Annotated in this window: 18 protein-coding genes; 6 read left to right on the top strand and 12 right to left on the bottom strand. The window is 63.6% G+C overall.

Annotated elements, in window-relative coordinates:
* Positions 1-61 precede the first annotated feature (61 nt).
* Complete coding sequence (locus A9K65_RS29060; protein ID WP_024502451.1) at positions 62-499, top strand: RpiB/LacA/LacB family sugar-phosphate isomerase; 438 nt, start codon at positions 62-64, stop codon at positions 497-499.
* 24 nt (positions 500-523) lie between these two features.
* Here A9K65_RS29060 and dhaL read toward each other — a convergent pair whose 3' ends face one another.
* The 4 genes from dhaL to oiaX form a co-directional block, all read right to left on the bottom strand.
* A complete protein-coding gene (dhaL, locus tag A9K65_RS29055; RefSeq protein WP_027163948.1) occupies positions 524-1,165 on the bottom strand; it encodes a dihydroxyacetone kinase subunit DhaL in 642 nt (213 codons plus the stop codon).
* Positions 1,166-1,191: 26 nt separating this feature from the next.
* Complete coding sequence (locus A9K65_RS29050) at positions 1,192-2,199, bottom strand: dihydroxyacetone kinase subunit DhaK (protein ID WP_064995182.1); 1,008 nt, start codon at positions 2,197-2,199, stop codon at positions 1,192-1,194.
* A 130-nt stretch (positions 2,200-2,329) separates the two neighbouring features.
* Entirely contained in the window at positions 2,330-3,664 is a 1,335-nt protein-coding gene (locus A9K65_RS29045) for a four-carbon acid sugar kinase family protein (protein ID WP_064995017.1), read from the bottom strand.
* A 4-nt stretch (positions 3,665-3,668) separates the two neighbouring features.
* Positions 3,669-4,919, bottom strand: coding sequence for a 3-oxo-isoapionate-4-phosphate decarboxylase OiaX (oiaX, locus tag A9K65_RS29040; RefSeq protein ID WP_013533063.1), 1,251 nt, complete (start codon positions 4,917-4,919; stop codon positions 3,669-3,671).
* Positions 4,920-5,094: 175 nt separating this feature from the next.
* Here oiaX and A9K65_RS29035 point away from each other — a divergent pair, with 175 nt between their 5' ends.
* Positions 5,095-5,808 (top strand): transcriptional regulator NanR, encoded by a 714-nt coding sequence (locus A9K65_RS29035; RefSeq protein ID WP_064995018.1) that lies wholly within the window; start codon positions 5,095-5,097, stop codon positions 5,806-5,808.
* 2 nt (positions 5,809-5,810) lie between these two features.
* On the opposite strand, the gene A9K65_RS29030 is transcribed toward A9K65_RS29035, so the two are convergent.
* From A9K65_RS29030 to A9K65_RS28995, 8 genes are all read right to left on the bottom strand, one after another.
* Complete coding sequence (locus tag A9K65_RS29030) at positions 5,811-7,649, bottom strand: hypothetical protein (protein WP_064995019.1); 1,839 nt, start codon at positions 7,647-7,649, stop codon at positions 5,811-5,813.
* Positions 7,646-8,680, bottom strand: coding sequence for a Gfo/Idh/MocA family oxidoreductase (locus A9K65_RS29025; protein ID WP_064995020.1), 1,035 nt, complete (start codon positions 8,678-8,680; stop codon positions 7,646-7,648). The genes A9K65_RS29030 and A9K65_RS29025 overlap by 4 nt, the downstream gene beginning before the upstream one ends.
* A gap of 2 nt (positions 8,681-8,682) precedes the next feature.
* Entirely contained in the window at positions 8,683-9,747 is a 1,065-nt protein-coding gene (locus tag A9K65_RS29020) for an ABC transporter permease (RefSeq protein WP_024502456.1), read from the bottom strand.
* Positions 9,740-11,296 (bottom strand): sugar ABC transporter ATP-binding protein, encoded by a 1,557-nt coding sequence (locus A9K65_RS29015; RefSeq protein WP_064995021.1) that lies wholly within the window; start codon positions 11,294-11,296, stop codon positions 9,740-9,742. Before A9K65_RS29015 ends, A9K65_RS29020 begins: the two co-directional genes overlap by 8 nt.
* Complete coding sequence (locus tag A9K65_RS29010) at positions 11,293-11,937, bottom strand: DUF2291 family protein (protein ID WP_064995022.1); 645 nt, start codon at positions 11,935-11,937, stop codon at positions 11,293-11,295. Before A9K65_RS29010 ends, A9K65_RS29015 begins: the two co-directional genes overlap by 4 nt.
* A 93-nt stretch (positions 11,938-12,030) precedes the next feature.
* Complete coding sequence (locus A9K65_RS29005) at positions 12,031-12,972, bottom strand: D-ribose ABC transporter substrate-binding protein (RefSeq protein WP_064995023.1); 942 nt, start codon at positions 12,970-12,972, stop codon at positions 12,031-12,033.
* Between the two features lie 325 nt (positions 12,973-13,297).
* Positions 13,298-14,125, bottom strand: a complete 828-nt coding sequence (locus A9K65_RS29000; RefSeq protein ID WP_064995024.1) for a phosphogluconate dehydrogenase C-terminal domain-containing protein — start codon at positions 14,123-14,125, stop codon at positions 13,298-13,300.
* Between the two features lie 303 nt (positions 14,126-14,428).
* Complete coding sequence (locus tag A9K65_RS28995; RefSeq protein ID WP_063171539.1) at positions 14,429-15,103, bottom strand: GntR family transcriptional regulator; 675 nt, start codon at positions 15,101-15,103, stop codon at positions 14,429-14,431.
* A gap of 226 nt (positions 15,104-15,329) precedes the next feature.
* Here A9K65_RS28995 and A9K65_RS28990 point away from each other — a divergent pair, with 226 nt between their 5' ends.
* The 4 genes from A9K65_RS28990 (at position 15,330) to A9K65_RS28975 (ending at position 20,970) form a co-directional block, all read left to right on the top strand.
* Positions 15,330-16,457 carry a sugar ABC transporter substrate-binding protein gene (locus A9K65_RS28990; RefSeq protein ID WP_013533052.1) on the top strand — a complete coding sequence of 376 codons (1,128 nt, stop codon included), beginning with the start codon at positions 15,330-15,332 and terminating at the stop codon, positions 16,455-16,457.
* Between the two features lie 79 nt (positions 16,458-16,536).
* Positions 16,537-18,069 carry a sugar ABC transporter ATP-binding protein gene (locus A9K65_RS28985; protein ID WP_064995025.1) on the top strand — a complete coding sequence of 511 codons (1,533 nt, stop codon included), beginning with the start codon at positions 16,537-16,539 and terminating at the stop codon, positions 18,067-18,069.
* Entirely contained in the window at positions 18,066-20,150 is a 2,085-nt protein-coding gene (locus A9K65_RS28980; protein ID WP_063171541.1) for an ABC transporter permease, read from the top strand. Before A9K65_RS28985 ends, A9K65_RS28980 begins: the two co-directional genes overlap by 4 nt.
* A gap of 13 nt (positions 20,151-20,163) precedes the next feature.
* Positions 20,164-20,970, top strand: coding sequence for an SDR family oxidoreductase (locus tag A9K65_RS28975; protein WP_084016157.1), 807 nt, complete (start codon positions 20,164-20,166; stop codon positions 20,968-20,970).
* Positions 20,971-20,978 lie beyond the last annotated feature (8 nt).

The raw sequence follows: 20,978 nt of genomic DNA, 5'->3' as shown, positions 1-20,978 counted from the left end.
TTTCCGTCCGGAATTGCGTCAAATCAAAGAGACAGAGACAAAAGCAAAGGAGTTCATCATCATGAAGATCGCACTCGGAGCCGACAGCGCCGGCAAGCCGCTGCTCGATGTCATCGCCAAGCATCTCGCCACCAAGCCGGAGTTGCAGGTCGTCGACCTGAGCCAGGCCGGCTTCTACGCCGATATCGCCGCCTCGGTCGGCCACGAAATTCTCGACGGCAACTACGACCGGGCCATCCTGTTTTGTGGCACCGGCATCGGCGTCAGCATCTCTGCCAACAAGGTGCCGGGCATTCGCGCCGCGTTGACCCACGATACCTATTCCGCAGAGCGCGCCGCCAAGTCCAACAACGCCCAGATCATCACCATGGGCGCCCGCGTCATCGGTCCCGAACTGGCGAAATCGATCGCCGACGCATGGCTTGCCTCCGAGTTTGATCCGAATGGCCCATCTGCCGCGAACGTGCAGGCCGTCGACAAGCTCGACGCCAAGCGCTGAAAGACGCGGCAAGTCCGCTGATGATCAGTCGGTCAAGGCGGTCCGCATCGCCTCGATTACGGTGACGGCGGACGCAGCGCCCGGATCCATATGGCCAAGCGAACGTTCGCCGAGGCGTGATGCCCGGCCCTTGGTGGCCACCATCGCTTTGGTCGCTTCCGCGCCTGTCTCTGCCGCCTGGGCGGCGGCCTTGAGACTGGCGGCCAGATCCTTGCCTGAGGCCAGCGCTTCGCCCGCCGCTTGCCCCGCCGGCGCCCATGCATCGATCATCGTCTTTTCGCCAAGCTCTGCCTTGCCGCGATCCTGAATGCCCTTGGCCATGGCCTGGAACAGGGCGACCACATCCGCGTCGTCGAGCGCCGTCTTGCCCTTGACGGCTGCCGCGGCGCGCATGAGCGCGGTCGCATAGAGCGGACCGGAGGAGGCGCCGACCGCATTCAGGAACGACTTTGCCGCCGTGTTCAGCAAGGTGGTCGGATCGGTCGCCGCGGTGTCCAGTCCGGCCACCGCATCGCGCGCAGCGGAAAATCCAAGCTCCATCGCGATGCCGTGGTCGGCGTCACCGATAACCCCGTCAAGCGCGCACAGCCTGTCCCTGTCTGCTGACATGGAGTTTGCGATCGCTGCGAACATCGTGACAAGGCGGGCAGTATCGATTGTCGTCATGTCTTAGTCCTTGCCACAGAGTGGGTTTAGCCGGCGCGAAACATGGCGCAGTCGCAGGGGTGGTCCAGCATCGTCTGCAACTCGCCGTCCAGCCGATGCAGCGTGATCGAGGCCCCGGCCATTTCGAGCGAGGTGCAGTAATTGCCGACCCAGCTTGCGTGGATGGACACACCGATCTCATCAAGCCTCTGCTTCACGCGCCGGTTCATGATGTAGAGTTCCATCAGCGGCGTTGAGCCCAGCGAATTGACGAGCACCGCGACCTTGTCGCCGCGCGCCGGCGCCATCTCGTCGAGGATCCTGTCCAGCATCTCGTCGGTGATCTCATCGGCTGTTTTCAACTTTTCGCGTGCGATGCCGGGCTCGCCGTGGATGCCCATGCCGATCTCCATCTCGTCCGGCCCGATCTCGAAATTCGGCCGGCGGGTCTGCGGCAGCGAACAGGGCGACAGCGCCACGCCCATGGTGAAGGTGTGGTCGTTGGCCTTGCCGGCGATGCGCTCGCATTCGTCGAACGACAACATCCGGTCGCAGGCGGCGCCGACCGCCTTGAAGATGAAGAAATTGCCGGCGACACCGCGCCTCTTGTGCCGCTGGTCGCGCGGTGCCGAGGCAACGTCGTCGGTGCTCAGCACCGTGCGCACCTCGATGTCGTCCATCGCCGCCATCTCGGCCGCCATGTCGAAATTCATCACGTCGCCGGCATAATTGCCGTACATGAACAGCACGCCGGCGCCGCCGCTGACCGCCTTGGCGCATTCGAGGATCGGATCTGGAGGCGGCGAGGCAAAGACATTGCCGATGGCCGCAGCGTCGGCCAAGCCCTTGCCGACAAAGCCGAGAAAGCTCGGCTCGTGGCCCGAGCCGCCGCCGATGACGAGGCCCACCTTGCCCTGGCGCGGCCCGTCGCAGGCGATGATCGAACGTGGGCTGCCGTTCACGCTTTTGAGATGACGGGGATGCGCTGCCAGGATGCCTTCCAGCATCTCGTCGACTGCGCGGTTGCCATCGTTGATGATCTTCTTGGTCTGCACCCGGCATCCTCCCGACTTCGGCATTTTCGCAGATAATACCGGGTGTTACCGGGATTTCCACCCGGCAAGATGTATTTCGCGCGTTGAGATGTTCCCACCGGCCAGCACCTGGACGCAGGCGCTGGCTGTTTCAACCGCCGAGGCCGTCGCGGATGGCTGAGAAATAGCGATCGGTCCCGACCTGGCCGCCCTTGAGCGCGACCTCCAGTCCGTCGATCGCCTTGACGCGCGAGTGGGCAACGCAAAGCGGGGAACCCGGCGAAGCGGGCAGCGGCATGCGAATTGTCAGGGCATCGACGCCCATCTCGCCGAGTGCGTGGCTCGACGTGTCGCCGCCTGCAATGACCACGCGACGCAGGCTCTGTTCCACCGTCAGGTTGCGAAGGATTTCTCCGAGGCCGCGGCCAAGCCTGTGGCGGGCGCCTTCCTGCCGGTCGATTTCGGCGCCCCTGTCGGCAGTGGGGCCAAGCGCGGTGTAGAGGATGACGCTGCGCCCGGCTTGCAGACTGGCACGGCCGCTTGCCGTTACGCGCGCGATCACCTGCTGTGAGGCCTCCGAAACCAGATCGACGGGATCGACCTCGATGCCGTCGAAACCGTGGGTCAGGGCATGCCGGATCTGCCGTTCGGTGGTCGGCGAGCAACTGCCCGACACGACGGCTATCCGCTCGGCAGCGCCCGGCGGTGTGAAGCCTGGCCCAGCGCTGACGACGCCATTCGACGCCCATTCGGCCAGCAATGCATACTCGATCCCGGATGAGCCGACGACAAAAGAGCCGCCGGGCTCGCGAACGCGCCAGATCTCCTTGCCGGCCAGAGCCTGCGTTTCCAGATTGTCGACATCGACAAGCACGATGGGGGTGCCGTTTCCGGTCAGTCGATCGAACGCCGCCGACCGCGATGCCGACTGCAGCGTCGCAAGGTCGACCAGTCCGGAGTTCAGCGCCGTCTGCCGCGACAGATGGATCAGCAGATCGGACTCATCCATCGGCGTCGTCGGGTGACGGCTCATCACCGGGTGGCGATCAATGCGGAAATATTGGTCGCGATAGGCCGCGAACAGATGGCCGAAAGCGGTATAGCGCTTGAGCTGCGGCGCGCCGACCAGCAGCGGCACACTATCCTGCGCGAACACCGAGCGGCCGACCTCGATGGCTCGGCCGATGCTGCCGATCTTCGGGCTGGAATCGAAGGTCGAGCAGACCTTGTAGTGGCAAATCTCGGCGTTAAGCGTCTTCAGCCAGGCGAAGGCATCGCGCAGATGCGTGTCCATCCATTGCGGCGTCTCACTGCGGCTGGTGCCGGCCAGCCCTGTCGCCCGGCAATGGCCAAACCGGGACAGCAGGGCCGCGTCCGGCTGGCGCATGAACAGCACGGTCGGCACGCCACCGAGCTCGAGCGCCTCCATGACATCGGTCGAGCCGGTCAGGTCGTCGCCATAATAGCTGAGAAGCAGGTCCTGCATCGTCTCAGGCTGCCTTGCCGTCGCCGAATTTTTCGATCGACCGCGCCAGTTCGGGATGGTTCAAGGCGAAGTCGGCCAGCGGAATGCCGTCGACCGCCGCTTGCCAGGCTTGCTGCACGGCACGTACGCCGGCGCCCGGTCCGTCCGGATGGCTGACGATGCCGCCGCCGCAGAGATAGAGAAGATCCACGGTCCGGCCGGTCCGTGCATATGTCTCGGGCGCCTGACCGCCCCACTGGCCGGAACCTGCCACCGGTAATGCGCAGTCCCCAGGCGAAAAGATCGGCGTCGTCACCGCCTTGAAGGATTCGACGAAAGAGTCATCCGGCTCCCAGTATTTCGAGGCGATGCCGTTGATCTGGAACTGGTCGACGCCGAGCAGCCGCCAGAATTGCTGCCAGACCTTGAAGTCCATGCCGAGGCCGGGGTGACGGGTGAGGATGTCCCAGCCGTTGCGATGAGCATGCAGCACCAGGCCGGAGCGTTTTCTCAGGAATGCCATGCCGCCAAAGCCGATCGAATTGATGTTGATAACAGCACAATTGCCGCCGGCCTTCGCCACCAGATCGTGGTTGCGCATCATCTCGTCCGGATCGGCGTGCGAAATGCCGAAGGCATACATCACCTTCTTGCCGGTCTTCTGCTCGTGATCGAGGATCAGCGGCATGATTGCCTTCACCCGTTCCGACAGGGGCGAATAGGCCGGGCTCATCAGCTTCTCGTCATCCTTGATGAAGTCGACGCCGGCGGCGATCAGTTCCGCCACCATTGCCGCCGTCTCGTGCGGCCGCAATCCTAGCGCCGGCTTGACGATCGTGCCGATGATCGGGCGGTCAGTCACATTGGTCAGCCGGCGGCTGCCGGCGACACCGAACTGTGGGCCGGGATGTGCCCCGCGATACTCCTCCGGCAATTTCATGTCGACGACGCGAATCCCGGTAAGGCCCTTGATCGAATAGGTGCCGCCGATGGCAATCGTCATCAGCGCCGAAAGGTCGGTGCCGATGGCATCGAACGGAAAGGCGATGTCGACATCGGCGCGCCTGAACGGCCCCTTACCGTCATTGGGAAGCGACGGCCGCTCGGCATCGGGCAGAGGCCGAATCGCCAGCACACGTGCCGCCACCCGGGCCTTCAGTTCCTCGGTCTCGCCGGGCAGCGCTACGAAGGTGCCGGTCGACTGATCGCTGGCGATCTTGGCCGCCAGCGCTTCGATGCTTCCAGGCGTTTCGATGCGGTAGGTGAGCGTGATCATGGTCCGCTGTCTCAAGCCGAGGCGTTCGAAAAAGGTTCACTGGTGTTTCAAATCTGGTATAATGAGTACATAAGTATTGCAAGTCATATCCGGCAGCGGGATCGACAGACGGCAATTCCGGGAATTGTGGCGGCAGTGTTAGATAGGGCCGGGTCAAAGGGAGTGATTCGCGGCGATGAACCGTTCGGAACCGATTGTCCGGCGCAAGCTTTCCGATGAGGTCTTCTTGCGGCTGAAGCGCCTGATCACCAGCGGCGAGCTGATGCCAGGCGACGACATGCCCTCGGAGCGCGAGCTGATGGAGCGCTTCGAGGTCGGCCGCCCCGCGATCCGCGAGGCGATGCAGGCGCTGAGCAATATGGGGCTGGTTGCGATCTCGCATGGGGAACGCGCCAAGGTGCTGCAACTCACCGCCAAGTCGATCATCAAGCAGGTCGACGGCGCCGCCAAGATCATCCTGTCGTCATCGAAAGACACGCTGGAGCACCTGAAGACCGCGCGCATCTTCTTCGAGCGTGGCATGGTCAGGGAAGCCGCCGAAAAGGCCACCCCCGAGGATGTGCTGCGGCTGCGGGCCACCGTTGCCGAACAGCGCGGCTTTCGCGGCGCTTCCGAAGCCTTCATCTCCGCCGACATGAAGTTCCATACACAGATCGCCTCGATATCCGGCAACCCGATCTATGTCGCCGTCAGCGAGGCGATGCTCGGCTGGCTGAAGGAATATCACACCGAAATGCTGATCTGGACGGGCAAGGAACAGTTCACGCTGACCGAGCATGAAGAGATCATCGGCCGCATCGAGAAGCAGGATGCCGACGGCGCCGAGAAGGCGATGATCAAGCATCTCGAGCGCTCGCGCGCGCTCTACGTGATGAATTCCGAAAAGTAGCTTCAGCCGAGCCGGGTGATCGCATAAGGCGTCATCACGAGATGGTTTCGGCCAAAAGCTGAAATGTCGACCGGTACATCGTCCGCCGTCAGGTTCGCCAGCCACACGACAGTGTCGCCCGAGGCCGAGCGTCCAGCCAGCGCCAGCACCTTGGTCTCATCGCTCGTCCCTGCGGCCACATGCGCAAGGCCGGCCAGTTCGCAAAGCCCCTTGATGGCTCTGAAGAGCGGCCGGGGCGATCCTTCCGCGACGGGTTCTCCGGATGACGCCAGCACGCCGAACGGTCCGGTGAAGCTGGAGAGCGTGAGCTGTTCCAGCCCAGCGGCTGCGACGCGCGCGGCATAGCCGACCGTCCAAGCCGCCGCGAACTGGCCGGCATGGCGCGGATCGCTGTCGGCCATGGCAATGCGCTGTCCCCCGGGATTGGGTTTGGTCGCTCCGCCATAAGGGTTCTGGCGCATGGCAATCGTCGATGGTCCGATCCGGTAGGGTTTTGCCCCGAAGATTGCCCGTGCCGATTGGGTGATGAAAGGCAGCGCCTCCAGTGACTGCATGACGCTGAGATCGTCGGCGGCATGCACGATCGGGCAAGTGCAGTGGGTGACGAAATCGAGCTGGTCTGCCGGCACGCGCTTGCGGTTGAGCTCGGTGAAATAGCTGAACATGCCGCCGCCGAGGCGGATATCGGGGAATGCCCGCCGCGCTGCCGCATAAACGCCGTCGAGCGGCGGGCATTCCGGCCACGCACTGCCCGGCGGTGTCGACTGCCGGTCGACCGACGGCGACACGGCAATGGCCGAGAGTTTTAGCCCGGCCCGGCGAACCAGGTCGGCGACGCCGGACAGCTCGGCGTCAAGATCGCCAGCGCAGGCAACGACGCATTCGAGGGTTGTTTCGGCTGCGTAGGCAGTTGCGAGCCGGGCGAAAGCGCGCAAGGCATCGAGCCCGTGGCCGCGCGTCGGATCGTGGTGAAACAGCAGCTGTTGTGGGCCGAGTGCCGCCAGCGTGGAGAGGTTCGCCAGCGCCGTCTCGACATCCTCGGGATAGATGACCACGCCGACATCGGGCAGCCTTGCTCCCGCCTCGCCGAGTTCGACCCTGACCGGTTCGCTGGCCACTGCGGCAGCCGGCGCTTTGCCGTCACCTGCGATGCGCAGGCTGATCGTCTGGCTCAGGGGCTGGCCGGCAGGCAGCACATACGGCCACGGCAGCACCAGCGGCCGCACATAGGTCTTGTAGGAGGCGTCCGACCAGTTGCGCTGGTCCTCCATTTCGAAAGTATCGCCTTCCATCCGGCACTCAGCGGTGACACCAGGCCGAACCTGATGGGAGATGGCGCGGATATCCTTGAAAGGCTGCCAGGGGTCGATCAGCTGGGGAAGTTTCGTCGCCACCACGCTGCCGGCTGTGTGCTCGACCATGACCGGGCTACCGGCGAGGTCGGCGATCGGGTGCAGGATGCAGAAACCGCAGCGATTGGTTTCGAAATCGTTTTCGGGAAGGGCGCTGACGTCGAAGACCAGACGGCCGTCGGCAGAGCCTTTGATGGTGGCGCGGAAGCCGAGCCGGTTCCCATCGGGGGCCAGGCAGCTTGCCGAATAGCTGACCGAAAAAGCGTCGGCAGCCTGGTCGATGATCAGGTCCGTCAAATTTGGCTCATAGGTGCCCCAGTCGCGGTCACGCACGATATAGGCGATGGCGCGCAGCACTTCGATGCCGCCGTAAGCGATGGTGCGCAGATTGCCGTTGACGAAGTCGGCGCTGAGCAGGCCCGCATTCAGCCTGACCGGCTCGGCCTCGACGGCATGCGTACCGTAGAGGAGGAAGGTATCGGCTGTCATGTCAGCAAGGCATCCAGGTGGACAGGTTCGTGGCTTGCGGCGCCCAGATAGGCGGCCTCGACCAGCGCGAATGTCCTAAGATTGTCGGCGCCCGAGGTCGCCGGCTCGGTCCCCTTTGCCAGGCAGTCGACCCAGTGCTGCTGGATGGCGACGACGCTTTCCTGGATGTTGTGCCAGGGCCGCGACGCCCAGGCCAGCAGCGGCGGCGAGACGTCGGTGACGGCCGTGCCGCTCTTGCCGGTGACGGTCAGCCGGTATCCCTGCGCCAGCCGGATCGTGCCGTCGCTGCCATCGATCTCGATCAGCGTTTCGGGAAACGGCTCGGTGGCGAGCTTGGTCGCGTAGCTGCAGTCGACCACGGAGGTTGCGCCGCTCTTGTGGTCCATCAGCATGGTCGCCACATCCTCGCCCGCAATGGCGGGATTGATGCGGGCGATTCGTGTCGTGATGGTCGAGACGTCGCCGAGCAGGAAACGGGCGATATCGAGGATATGGATACCGAGGTCCTCGATGATGAAGCGCTTTCCCGTCGCCAGATAGGGCTGACCGGAAAACACGTCATAGGCCGAGCGGAAGGAGATACGCCCGAAGAAGGGCGTGCCGATCTCGCCGCTATCGAGCACGGTCCGCACCGCCTGGACAGGTGACTGCCAGCGAAAATTCTCATGCACCATCAGCGGAACGCCGGCTTCCGCGCATGCCTTGACCATCGCCTTTGCGTCGGCAAGCGTCGGCGCGAACGGCTTTTGGCAGATCACCGGAACGCGGTGGGCGGCCGCCATTTCGACAAGCGGACGATGGCTGGGCGCGGTGGTGGCGATATCGACGAAGTCCAGGCTTTCGCCGGCAAATAGTTCCGCCGCATCGGTATAGCGCTTCGCAATGCCGAACTGGTCACCGACGATCCGCAACCGTTCCGGGTCACGGTCGCAGATGGCGATGATCGAGGCGCCCGCTATGTCGCGCCAGGCATGCATCTGGTTGACGGCAAAGAAGCCGCAGCCGATCAGCGCTCCCCGCAGTTCCGCCATGCTCAGCCTGCCTTTGCCATCTGCATCAAGGTGACACGTTGCTGAAGCCGGCGCTGTGCCTGGTCGACGACGACGGCGACGATGATGACGAGGCCCTTGATCACCATCTGCCAGAACGAACTCACGCCCATCATCACCAACCCGTCCGAAAGGATGCCGATGACGAAGGCGCCCACGATGGTGCCGCCGATCGTACCGCGGCCGCCCGACATCGAAGTGCCGCCAAGCACCGCCGCCGCAATGGCGTTGAGCTCGAAGCTTTCGCCCGTCGCCGGATGCGAGGCCATCAGCTCGGACGAGATGATCAGGCCGACGATCGCCGCGCAGAAACCGGAGAACATATAGACGAACATCTTGACCATGTTGACCCGGACGCCCGAAATCCGCGACGCCCGTTCATTGCCGCCGACGGCGAAGATGTGGCGACCGAGTGGCGTGTACTTGGCGAGATAGGCGGCTCCCAGTGCAACGACGATGAGGATCCAGATCGCCACCGGCAGGCCAAGCAGCCGACCGGCCCCGAGGAAGCCGAAGCCGGTGGTGCCAAGCTCCGGCTTGCCGACGAGGTTGGGAAAGGTGCGGCCATCCGACGACAGCAGCGCCAGGCCGCGCGCGACATAGAGCACGCCGAGCGTGGCGATGAACGGCGCGACGTTTAGCCTGGTGATCAGCAAGCCGTTGACGGCGCCGATCAATATGCCGACGGCAAGCGTGATCAGCGCGATCTCAAAGACGTTGAAATAGATGGTGTAGCCGATCTGCAGGTCGATGCCGTTGAGCACGAGATACCCGGCCACCATACCGCACAGGCCGACGATCGAACCGACCGAAAGGTCGATGCCACCGGTGATAATGACGAAGGTCATGCCCATCGCCAGGAACGCATTCAGCGCCACGTGCTTCGACATCAGGATCAGATTGGCGGTCGACAGGAAATTCGGCGCCGCGATCGAGAAGAAGATCAGCACGGCGATCAGCGCAATGAAGGTCCTGAGCTTCATAACTGTCAGCAGCACCGAGCCGCTGGAAGCGGAGGGAGCGGCCGCTTTGGCTGGGATGTCAGTCATGGGCGGTGCTCTCCGTATGTGGGGCTGGTCCGTGGCCAAGCGCCGATGCGGCGACGAGTTTCGCCTCCGTCGCCTCAGTGCGGTCGAACATGCCGGTCAGTTTTCCGTTGCTCATCACTGCGATGCGGTCGGACAGCGCCATCACCTCATCGAGATCCGAGGTGGCGAAGAGAATGCCCAATCCATCGCGCGACAGTTTGCGCATGGTGCGGAAGACGTCGGCCTTGGCGCCGACATCGATGCCTCGGCTGGGTTCGTCCATCAGCAGCACCTTGGGCCCGGTGAGCAGCGCCTTGCCGATCACCACCTTCTGCTGGTTGCCGCCCGACAGCGACGACACCTCTTGCGCCGGGTCGGCGACCCTGATCGCCAACTCCCGCACCACCTGCGTCACCGCCTGCCTTTCGTCGGCGCCACGGATGTGGAACAGGCGGGCAAAGCGCGACAGGCTGGCCAGCGTCAAATTGCTGGCGACCGAAAGGATCGAGACAAGCCCTTCGCGCTGGCGATCCTCGGGGATCAGCGCCAGCCCGCGCCGGATGCGCCGCGTCGTATCGCGCTCCTTGACCTTTCTACCGCCAATGAAGATGTCGCCGGTCGAATGGCCGTGGCGGCCCATGATGCAGTCGAACAGTTCGCTGCGCCCGGCGCCCATCAAGCCGTATATGCCGAGGATCTCGCCGGCACGCAGCGACAACGAGACATGGTCGACGGCAAGTCCGCCGGTGGCACGAGGCAGGCAGATCTCCTCGGCGCGAAAAATCTCTTCGCCCGGAAGATGGCCGTCGGCCTTGGCGAAGTCCTTGGCGTCGGAGCCGATCATCTGGCGAACGATCCACTGCGTGTCGACGTTCTTCATCTCTTCCTGGCCGGTGATGCGGCCGTCACGCAGCACGGTGATGTAGTCGCCGATGCGGATCAGCTCTTCGAGCCGGTGCGAAATGTAGACGATCGCCACGCCGCGCGCCTTGAGGTCGGCGATCACCTTGAACAGGATCTCGACTTCCGCAGCACTCAGCGCCGAGGTCGGTTCGTCCATGATCAGGATGCGCGCGTCGAGCGAAACCGCCTTGGCGATCTCGACCAGCTGCTGCTGGCCGATACGCAGATCCTCGACCAGCATGTCGGGCCGGATGCCGGCCTGCAGGCGTTCCAGAAATTCCGCAGCGCGGTTTTCCTGTTGCGCGTGGTCGATTTTGCCGAAGCGGTTGGTGATTTCCCGGGTGGCGAAAATATTCTCGGCGACGCTCATATTGCCGAACAGGTTCAGCTCCTGGAACACCATGCCGATGCCACGGTTCACCGCGTCGCCGGATGACGAGAAGGAAACCTCTTCGCCTTCCAGCAGGATGCGGCCGGCGGTCGGCCGTTCGACACCGGCGATGATCTTCATCAGCGTCGACTTGCCGGCGCCGTTTTCGCCGACCAGCACGTTGACCGCGCCCTTGCGCACCTCGAAATTGGCGCGCTTGACTGCAACGGTGCCGGAATAGACCTTGGAGACGTCCTCGAGCTTCAGGATGATTTCGCGCTCCGCGATCGCGCTCATGGCTTCGGTCCGATCTCTGCCTCCGCCGGCGTCACCAGCGGCAGGTCCTGGCCGCTCCCCAGCGTATAGGCGCCGAGCACCTTGGCGCTGCGGCCTTCCAGCGCCTCGCGCGGCAGCTTCGACAGCACCGTCTTGTCGGCATAAGCGTTGAACGCCTTGCCGAACTGGGCGAAGTCGATCTGGTTGGTGAAGTCGTTGAACTGGATGAAGTCCAGGCTGTCGCGCAGCGCGGTACCGCGCACCGCCGGTCCGATCTGCACCCGTGCATCGGCTTTGCCGTCGCCGTCGACATCGACGTCGACCGTTGCCGCACGCGACTGCGTGTTGGCCGCGATAATCTTGCCTTCCAGCCGAACCGCGAAAGTCCAAGGCGAATTCGCCTGCTTGTTCGGATTGCCGTATTTGGCGCCGGCAGCCGCTGGGTCGGTTGTCGCCAGGGTGTGAACCTGCACAAACGCTCCGGCTTTCTGCTGGAGATAGGGAACGACCTTTGCCGCCCATATCTCTTCGACCATCTGGTCTGGATTGAAGGTGGCAGCGTTGTTGCCGTCGTCCGATTTCGTCGGCAGGATCTTGCAGCCGGTCAGGCTGATGCCGACCATCACGGTAAGGATCGGCCAGTTCGGCTTGGTGTTCAGCATGGCGGCCTGTCGTTCAGCATCGTGGGCGGCCCACGGAAAATGGCAACGAGGGGCGATCCTGGGTTTGCCCCTCGCTATTCAAATCACGCTGGCTCAGTTCGTCAGCGCGAAGGTCTCCAGCTTGGCGGCATTGTCGCCATTGACCAGAACGCAGTCCATCAATTGCTTTTCCTTGGCCGGCGACTTCTTGTTCTTGATGAAGTCGTTGGCCTGCTCGACCGCCATCTGCGCCTGCGCGAAGGCGGGCTGCAGCACCGTTGCCTTGATGCCGCCCGAGGTGATGGAGTCGCGAACATCGTTCGATCCGTCGAAGCCGACGACGATGACATCCTTGCGGTTCGCCGCGGCAAGTGCCGCATAGGCGCCCATCGCCATCGTATCGTTGCCGGAGATCACGCCCTTGATGTCGGGGTTGGCCTGCAGGATCGATTCCATCTTGGAATAGGCTTCCGTCTGGCTCCAGTTGGCCGACTGCTGGGCGACCATCTTCAGGTCCGGATAGTCGTCGATGACGTCGTGATAGCCCTTGGAACGAATGCCGGCATTGGTGTCGGATTCCTTGCCGACCAGCTCGACGAAATTGCCCTTCTCGCCCATCAGCTTGACGAATTCCTGCGCGCCGAGCTGGGCGCCCTGGTAGTTGTTGGAGACGATCTGCGCGACGGCGACGCCGGTGGCGTTGATCTCGCGGTCGATCAGGAAGGACGGAATGCCTGCGTCCTTGGCCTTCTGTACCGCGGCGACGGTGGCGTCGGCGCCGGCATTGTCGAGGATGATCGCCTTGGCGCCGCGGCCGATCGCGGTGTCGATCAGCTCGGACTGCTTGTTGGCGTCGTCGTCATGGACCAGCACCAGCGCCTCGTAGCCGAGTTCCTTGGCCTTGGCTTCGGCGCCGACGGCTTCCGCCTTGAAGAACGGATTGTCGTGCGAGGGCGTGATGATGGCGATGAGATCCGCCGCGTAGGCGGGCACGGTCGTGCCAAGCGCCAGCATGCCGGCGAAAGCCGCAAGCGTCATTCTGCGTGTAAGTTTCATGAAGTCCTCCCGTTTGAAAAATTGCCTTGGTTACCCAAAGCATCTGTCGGCATCCGAATTCGTCAGGCGGCGCGGGCGGCGGATCGCTTTTGGGCTAAAGAGCCGTTTGCCGGCTTCCCCTCCACGGATCGTTGCTCCCCAGCCATCCTCCACTCGCCCAGGCATCGTACTCCTGCGAAAACCCTGTCGATCCGAGCCATGAACAGCTAAGCCAACTGGTATGATGAGTCAACCACGAATTCAGGTGATATGTACCTGATGAGCTACGATGCCGAGCGTCGAACGGTACGGCGACGTCGCGGCGCTGCGGCAGCGCCTCTCCTCTTCAGGTGATACGCTGAATGCTGGCGGCGATCTCTTCCGGCTCGAACACGCGCTTCCAGTCGTCCCGCATCAGCACCGGCTTGCCGAACTCGATCGCCTTGTTGCAGGCATCCGAGAAAACGCCCTTGGTCTCGCCGAAAATGACGGCGCCCAGCACGTTCATATGGCCGAGCAGGAAGTCGAGCGCCGCCTGCTGGTCGACGCCGCGTGCCACGACCTCGTCGACGGCTTCCTTCATGACCACCAGCAGCGAGGCGCACACCGTCTCCGAAAGCCCGGGTTCCAGCAGCGCCATCTGTTCGACGCTGACGCGGTGCGAACGCATGACCGGCGCCCAGATGATCTTCGCGATCGCCTCGCCCTTGGCGTAATCCTCTTCCGGCCCCTGCATCAAGGCGCTGACCATATGCTGCTTGGCCTTGACGCCGCCGAAATAGTCCTTCTTTGCCGCCATATCTGTTTCGTCGTTGAAGATCGGCGGATGGCAGGGGTGGGTGACGAAATAGGTGAGGTCCGGTCGATTCGGCAGGTGGCCGGCGAAGGGTGCCGCCGCGTCGAGCACCACCACCATGGTGCCCGGCGCCAGCTTGCTCTCGATGCTGCTCGCCACCTTGCCGATATGCGTGTCGGGAACGGCCAGGATCACCACATCGGCGCCCTTGAGGGCTTCGTCGGCGCTGACCGTATCGAAACCCAGCCCGGTCTTCAGTCGTTCGCGGCCGGCATCGCTGACCTCCACATGGCGTATCGTGTAGGGCGATCCGCGAAAATTGGTCGACAGGCGGTAGCCCATTTTCCCACCGGCACCGAACAGCGCAATCGTTGTCATCTGGTCACTACTCCTGATCTCAGCGGACGGTATCGCCCGTCGTCAACTGATCAACTGGTATAATCACGCTACCAGATTTTGGCAATCCGATAATGACAATGAGGATGCGGGTCATGTGCTTCGCCGCGTCATCGGCTGCCGCCCTCGCAAGCTCAAGCACGAGAACCATGGATGACGCGCTCGGGATATGATCTCTAGATCACCAGAAGAAGCCCGCGCTTGCCCGCTAAGTGCGCATGAGCGCTGCTCTGCCATCCCCAGAAATAGGAGGCATGTGATAGGGGTCGGAGGTCGGGCCGGGCGCTACTTCAAAAGATCGACCAGCATGTCGAAAGCCGCATCGATATCGCCGCGAACCGCCGCCTGAACTGCCTGCTCGTCCCGGTCGCGCAGGGCCGCAAACATCTGTTGATGGTATGTGTTCGCGGTCGAGTAGGATCCATGCAGCATATTGAAATAGGGGCTGATCTGCAGCCATAGATCCTTGATGATCTTGAGCAGGGTTTCGGATCCCGCTGCTCGGTAGATTGCGAAGTGGAAGGTATAATTCGCCCTGAGATAGGCCTTTACGTCGTCCGCGCCATTCGCGCGTTCCAGTGAGTCCAGATCGCGCGCGAAAATCGCAAGGTCCGCCTCGCTGCGGTTCTGTGAGGCCCAGCCGGCGGCGATGGCCTCTATCTCAAAACGTACATTGCGCAAATCGGTGAGCCGCTCGCGGCTGAGCGCCGGAATACCAATGGAGCGTCCGGATACCACGGTGAGCGCGTTGGCTGCCGTCAGGCGCCGCAGCGCTTCCCTGACCGGCATCGGACTGACGCCAAAGGCGTCGGCGAGGCTCTGAACCGTGACCATCTCGCCCGGCACGATGCTGCCGTCGAGGATCAACTCGGTGACCTGATTGTAGACCCGGTCCTGCAGAGTTTCCTTGGACAGTGGAATGATCTCGACACCAGGCTTCCTGAACGCCGATCCAGCCATCTCCTGTCAACCTTCCCGCCTGAGGGCGACACCTGCTTGTGTGGTCGTGTCGGAATGCAAGGTTCGTGGTGCCACGTCAAGCGGCCGACATAGCCCGTTTTGATATAAACGATTCCATCATTGATATTTGATCAAATCATGATACGGTCGCTGGCATCGAATGACAAGGGTTTACGTTTTGTGCCCTTGGGAGGCATTCGGTCGTTCTGTTTGGGAGGAGTTCCACATGGGTATCGGATCGAAAGTCCGGCGGCTCGCGCTGCTGGCCGGCATGGCTGCGTGCGCCTTCGGCCTGTCCGCCGCGCAGGCCGCCGAGAAGCACAAGATCTTTCTCAGCATGAGCTACATCGGCAATGATTGGCAGGCGGAGGCGGCCAACATGGTCAAGGCCATGGCCGCTCATAAGAGCCTGGCCGACAAGGTCGACCTGCAGGTCCAGGTCGCTGGCCCCAACGCGCAACGCCAGATTCAGCAGATCAACGCAATGGTGCAAAGCGGCGCCGAAGCCATCGTCGTGTATCCGATCTCGCCGACCGCGCTCAACCAGGTCGTCAAGAATGCCTGCGACAAGGGTGTGAAGGTCTTTGCGTACGACGCCGAGATCACCGAGCCTTGCGCCTACAACGTCCACATAGACCAGCTGGAAGCGGGCAGGGTGACCGCCGAATGGCTGGTCAAGAAGCTCAACGGCAAGGGCAACATCATCGCCATCACGGGCGTCCCGGGAACATCCGTTGACGATCAGCGGACAAAGGCCGCCAAGGAAGTCTTCGCCAAGTATCCTGATATCAAGATCGTCGGCGAGGCTGTCGGCATGTGGAGCCAGGCGGTCGCCCGCACCGAACTTTCGAAAATCCTGGCCACCCGCAATTGGGACGACATCAACGGACTGTGGATGCAGGTCGGCTGCTTCACCGCCAACTCGATGCAGCTCGAGGCTGGCAAGAAGACCAGCGAACTCCTGCCTTGCGCCGGCGAAGGTTCCAATGGCGGCCGCATCCAGATGCTGCCGGAGGGCACCGAAGTCGAAGGTGCCGCTCCTCCTTATGCACCGGCGGGTGCACAACGCATTTCCTATGCCTCGCCGCCTTATTCGGGTGCGCTGGCGCTGAAGCTTGCCGTCGAGGCGATCGAAGGCAAGGACGTGCCCAAGACCACCATCCTGCCGCTGCCGGTCGTTACCAATGAGACGATCAAGCTGTGCGACGAAGGCACATGGGCGGAGATGAAGGCCGGCTGCAACGCCTTCAAGCCGTCGCTGGTCTCCAATCCGGGCTGGTTTGCCTCGATCTTCTCGGACCAGACACCCGAGGTCGGCCTTAATGCTGCCCTCGTCGGACAACCGGAGAACTAAGCCTCCCAAGGCGCGTGTGACGATGCACGGACAACTGTCCGTGCGTCGTCAATCCATGCCAAGCCGGCGATCGAGGACAATGACAGAACACTCCGAGCTCCCCGCCATCGAGATCGACGGCATCAGCAAGGCGTTCGGCCCGACCGTCGCGCTGGACGGCGTGTCGTTTGCGATCGCGCCCGGCAGCGTCCATGCCCTGCTCGGTGAAAACGGAGCCGGCAAGTCGACACTGGTGAAGCTGCTGTCCGGGCTGGTCCGGCCGAGCCAAGGCCATGTCCGTGTCTTCGGCAAGGAGATCGCTTACGGCGCACCGCGCGCAGCACATGCGCTCGGCATGCAGACAGCATTCCAGGAGATGACCCTGGTGCGCGATCTCTCCGTGCTCGACAACATGCTGCTGCCTTACGCCCCCGTCGGCATCTCCGGCCTGATCCGCCGCGGTGCTGCCCGCAAGGCCGTCCGCCGCCATATCGAAGATCTCGGTTTTTCCGTCGATCTCGATGCCGAGGTGAGCGAGCTCGAGCTTTCGGTGCGCCAGAAGATCGAGATCGCGCGCGCCGTCTACCGCAAGCCGCGCATCCTTTTGCTCGACGAACCGACCTCGACGCTCGCCGGACGCGACGTCGACTGGCTGGGCGACATCATCGCCAGGCTGAAGACCGCGGGTACCACCATCGTCTTCATCACCCACCGCATGCGCGAGGTCCGCGCTTTTTGCGACACGCTGACGATCCTGAGAAACGGCCGCCACATCGTCACCGCGCCGGTCGCCGATGTCTCGGATGCCGACGTCATCGAAAAGATCATCGGCCGCAGCATCGAGCAGACCTTTCCGCCCAAGCCGGACAGCGCCCAGGCCTTCGGTCCGCCGGTTCTGGGCGTGCGCGACCTCAAGGTCGGACGCAAGCTCGACGGCGCCGGCTTCGATCTGCGCAAGGGCGAAATCCTCGGCGTCGCCGGATTGCAGGGCATGGGCCAGCAGGACCTGTTCCTGGCCTGCTTTGGCATGGCCGAGATCGAGCGCGGCCACATCCTCGTCGACGGCCGCAAGGTCTGGCTCGGTTCGCCGGCCGATGCCTTGCGCCCCAACATGGCCATCGGCCTGGTGCCGGAAGACCGCAAATCCGAAGGCCTGTTCCTGAAACTGTCGGGCAGCCAGAACGCCACGCTGCCGGTGATATCGCGCTTCACACGGCTAGGCCTTGTCGACGCGCAAGCCGAGACCCGCTCCGTCGAGGCGGCATTCGCCACTGTCGAGGTCGACCGCCGCGCGCTGTGGACGCGGGCCGGTGCGTTTTCCGGCGGCAACCAGCAGAAGATCGCCATCGCCAAGTGGCTGGTGGCGCAGAGCCGCATCCTGCTGTTGTTCGATCCCACCCGAGGCATCGACGTCGGCACCAAGCACGAGCTTTATGTGATGATGCGAAACTACGTGGCTTCGGGCGGTTCGATCCTGCTGCACTCGACGGAGATCCCCGAACTCGTTCACCAATGCGACAGGGTGCTGGTCCTCTATGACGGGCGCATCGCCGCCGAACTCGAAGGCGACGCCATCACCGAACCGGCCATCATGCGCCCGGCGCTCGGCCATGCCGGGGAAGCCGCCGCATGAGCAGCGCAGCAGCCTCATCCCCTGTTCCCGGCGGCTTCGGACTGCGCCGTGCGCTGGTGCGCAATCGCGGCGCGCTGATCGCCGCGGCCGTCCTGGCGATCCTGCTCTTCGTCGTCGACTGGATCAGCGCTGGGCCGCTGACCTATTTCGATGTGTCGTTCCTGTCGAGCGGCGGCGCCACCTCGGCGCTCGCGGCGATCGGCCAGACGATCGTGATCCTGTCGGGCGGCTTCGACCTGTCCGCCGGCGCGGTGATATCGCTGGTCAATGCCGTGCTGGCATCGAGCATGGATCCGATGGCGCCAGGCGCAAGCATCCTCCTGTGGACCACCGTCGGCATCGGCGTCGGCATGGCGGTGGGCGCCTTCAACGGCTTCTTCATCGCGGTGCTGCGCATGCAGCCGATCGTGGTGACGCTGTCCACCATGTTCATCCTGCAAGGCGTCACGCTGCTGGTGATGGACAAGCCCGGCGGCTTCGTGTCGCCCGATCTCGGCACCTTCTATCTCGGCGACGCGATCGCCGGCTGGCTGCCGATGCCGCTGGTGGTGATCGGTGTCGTCCTGCTCGCCTGGTTCTGGCTGAAGGGAACCCGCTTCGGCACAGCACTCTACGCGCTTGGCAGCGATCCGGAGTCGGCCGCTTCCGTCGGCATCAATGTCGTTCTGGTGCGCTTTGCCGTCTATGTCATCGCCGGCGGCTGCTATGGCCTTGCCGGCGTGTTCATCAGCGCCCAGACCGGCAGCGGCGATCCGCTGGTCGGCAATCCGCTGCTCTTGTCGATGTTCGCGGCGGTCGTCGTCGGCGGCACGCGCCTCGGTGGCGGGCAGGGCGGCCCGGTGGGCTCTGTCTTCGGCGCCTACATCCTGATGATCGTGGTGAACATCCTGCTGGTGCTCAACGTATCGGCCTATTATTCGACCATTGCCGAAGGCACCATTCTGGTGCTGGCGGCACTTGCCGGCTCGATCTCGCATGCATCGGTGCTTGCCGTGCAACTGCGCGCCGCGCGTGCCCGGTTTGCCGCCTGGCGCGCCGGCATATTGCCCTCGCAACTCGAGCGCGTGGATCGGCGTCTCAAGATCGCCGAGCCAGCCCATGCCCAGCGCAGTCCGGCATCGCCGCGCCCTGCCTTCCATCTGCGCAATGCGGAAACGCTGCGCTATGCGCTGCCGGCCTATGTCTGCCTGCTGCTCATCGTGCTTGTCACCCAGATCTGGCTCGGCCGCGCCATCCTCAATCCGGGGTACTGGAATTCGCTGCTGGTGCTATCGTCCTTCCTAGCCGTCCTGGCGCTCGGGCAGGGAACCGTCATCCTGACCGGAGGCCTCGATCTCTCCGTGCCGTGGACGATCGGCATCTCCGGCATCATCCTGGCGGGCATGGTCAACGGCTCCGACGCCGCCCTTGTCTACGCCTTGCCGGTCGTCCTGGTGATGGCCTGCGCCATCGGCTTCGCCAATGGTTTCGGCATCGTCTATCTCGGCATCTCGCCGATCGTCATGACGCTCGCCACCAACGGCATTCTGCAAGGCTGTGCGCTGCTCTATTCGCAGGGAACGCCGGCCGGGTTTTCCTCGCCGATGCTGCGCTGGGTCATGACGGCCAAGCTCGCCGGCCTGCTGACTCCAATCGTGCTGCTGATGGTCGTCTTTGTCGTCGCAGCGGTACTCCTGCTTGGCCGCACCCCGTTCGGAAGGCGCGTCTACGGCATCGGCAACGGGCTGCGCGCGGCGCGCTTGTCGGGAATCGGCGTCGAGCGCACGCTCATCCTGGTCTACATGCTTTCGGCCGTCTGCGCGGCTGTTGTCGGCGTCATGCTGACCGGCTTTTCGGGTCAGGCGAGCCTCGGCATGGGCGACGACTATCTCTTGCCGTCGATCGCCGTGGTGGTGGTCGGCGGCGCGCTGATCACCGGCGGGCGCGGCCACTATCTCGGCATGCTCGGCGGCGTGTTGTTGCTGACGGCACTGCAGATGCTGCTCGCCGGCACCACGCTTCCCTATGCCACGAGGGCAATTCTTTACGGACTGGTCGTTCTGGGCGCCGTCATGGCGCTGCGCGAACGGCGGCTGCAATGAGAAGGACATGATCATGAGCACAAGGGCGCCGGCATCGGCGGACGAATTTTTGACCGGGCTGAAAGGCCAGCGCGTGCTGGTGACGGCGGGCGCAGGCGGCATCGGGTTTGCCATAGCCGACACGCTGTCACGCCTCGGCGCCCGCATCGTCGTCTGCGACGTTTCCGACGAGGCGCTGGCCGCTGCTCCCAGCAAGATCGACCTGGTCGCGGCGGTCAAGGCCGACGTCTCGCGCGACGACGACGTCGACCGTCTGTTCGAGGCGGTCGAGAAAAAACTCGGCGGGCTCGATGCGCTGATCAACAATGCCGGCATTGCCGGGCCGACCGGCGGTGTCGACGAGATCGATCCGGCGGACTGGCGGCGCTGCATCGACATCTGCCTGACCGGCCAGTTCCTGTGCGCCCGGCGCGCGGTGCCGCTGATCAAGGCGGCGGGCGGCGGTTCGATCGTCTCGATGTCGTCGGCCGCCGGCCGCCATGGCTACGCCTTCCGCACACCCTATTCGGCGGCCAAGTTCGGTGTCATCGGTTTCACGCAAAGCTTGGCCAAAGAGCTCGGGCCGCACGCCATCAGGGTCAACGCCATCCTGCCCGGCATCATCGAGGGCCCCCGCATCGAAGGGGTTATCTCGGCGCGCGCCAAGCAGGTCGGTATCAGCCACGAGGAGATGACCGGACGCTATCTGCAGAACATCTCGCTGCGCCGCATGACCAGCCCTTATGATGTCGCGTCGATGGTCGCCTTCCTGCTCTCCGATGCGGGGATCAACATTTCCGGCCAATCGCTCGGCGTCGACGGCAACGTCGAAACACTTTGAGGAACAAT

This window comes from Mesorhizobium sp. WSM1497 (genome assembly GCF_001672455.2).
Lineage (GTDB): Bacteria > Pseudomonadota > Alphaproteobacteria > Rhizobiales > Rhizobiaceae > Mesorhizobium > Mesorhizobium ciceri.
Note: the sequence above shows the minus strand (reverse complement) of the source record. Positions and strands in the feature narration are given on the sequence as shown.

What these genes read in the sequence shown, in the direction of transcription:
- A9K65_RS29025 (WP_064995020.1), bottom strand. Translation starts at nt 8,680, where the DNA reads ATGGCGGAACTGCGGGGAGCGCTGATCGGCTGCGGCTTCTTTGCCGTC.
- A9K65_RS29030 (WP_064995019.1), bottom strand. Translation starts at nt 7,649, where the DNA reads ATGACAGCCGATACCTTCCTCCTCTACGGTACGCATGCCGTCGAGGCC.
- A9K65_RS28985 (WP_064995025.1), top strand. Translation starts at nt 16,537, where the DNA reads ATGACAGAACACTCCGAGCTCCCCGCCATCGAGATCGACGGCATCAGC.
- A9K65_RS28975 (WP_084016157.1), top strand. Translation starts at nt 20,164, where the DNA reads ATGAGCACAAGGGCGCCGGCATCGGCGGACGAATTTTTGACCGGGCTG.
- A9K65_RS29045 (WP_064995017.1), bottom strand. Translation starts at nt 3,664, where the DNA reads ATGCAGGACCTGCTTCTCAGCTATTATGGCGACGACCTGACCGGCTCG.
- A9K65_RS29020 (WP_024502456.1), bottom strand. Translation starts at nt 9,747, where the DNA reads ATGACTGACATCCCAGCCAAAGCGGCCGCTCCCTCCGCTTCCAGCGGC.
- A9K65_RS28980 (WP_063171541.1), top strand. Translation starts at nt 18,066, where the DNA reads ATGAGCAGCGCAGCAGCCTCATCCCCTGTTCCCGGCGGCTTCGGACTG.
- dhaL (WP_027163948.1), bottom strand. Translation starts at nt 1,165, where the DNA reads ATGACGACAATCGATACTGCCCGCCTTGTCACGATGTTCGCAGCGATC.
- A9K65_RS29035 (WP_064995018.1), top strand. Translation starts at nt 5,095, where the DNA reads ATGAACCGTTCGGAACCGATTGTCCGGCGCAAGCTTTCCGATGAGGTC.
- A9K65_RS29015 (WP_064995021.1), bottom strand. Translation starts at nt 11,296, where the DNA reads ATGAGCGCGATCGCGGAGCGCGAAATCATCCTGAAGCTCGAGGACGTC.
- A9K65_RS28995 (WP_063171539.1), bottom strand. Translation starts at nt 15,103, where the DNA reads ATGGCTGGATCGGCGTTCAGGAAGCCTGGTGTCGAGATCATTCCACTG.
- A9K65_RS29060 (WP_024502451.1), top strand. Translation starts at nt 62, where the DNA reads ATGAAGATCGCACTCGGAGCCGACAGCGCCGGCAAGCCGCTGCTCGAT.
- A9K65_RS28990 (WP_013533052.1), top strand. Translation starts at nt 15,330, where the DNA reads ATGGGTATCGGATCGAAAGTCCGGCGGCTCGCGCTGCTGGCCGGCATG.
- A9K65_RS29005 (WP_064995023.1), bottom strand. Translation starts at nt 12,972, where the DNA reads ATGAAACTTACACGCAGAATGACGCTTGCGGCTTTCGCCGGCATGCTG.
- oiaX (WP_013533063.1), bottom strand. Translation starts at nt 4,919, where the DNA reads ATGATCACGCTCACCTACCGCATCGAAACGCCTGGAAGCATCGAAGCG.
- A9K65_RS29010 (WP_064995022.1), bottom strand. Translation starts at nt 11,937, where the DNA reads ATGCTGAACACCAAGCCGAACTGGCCGATCCTTACCGTGATGGTCGGC.
- A9K65_RS29000 (WP_064995024.1), bottom strand. Translation starts at nt 14,125, where the DNA reads ATGACAACGATTGCGCTGTTCGGTGCCGGTGGGAAAATGGGCTACCGC.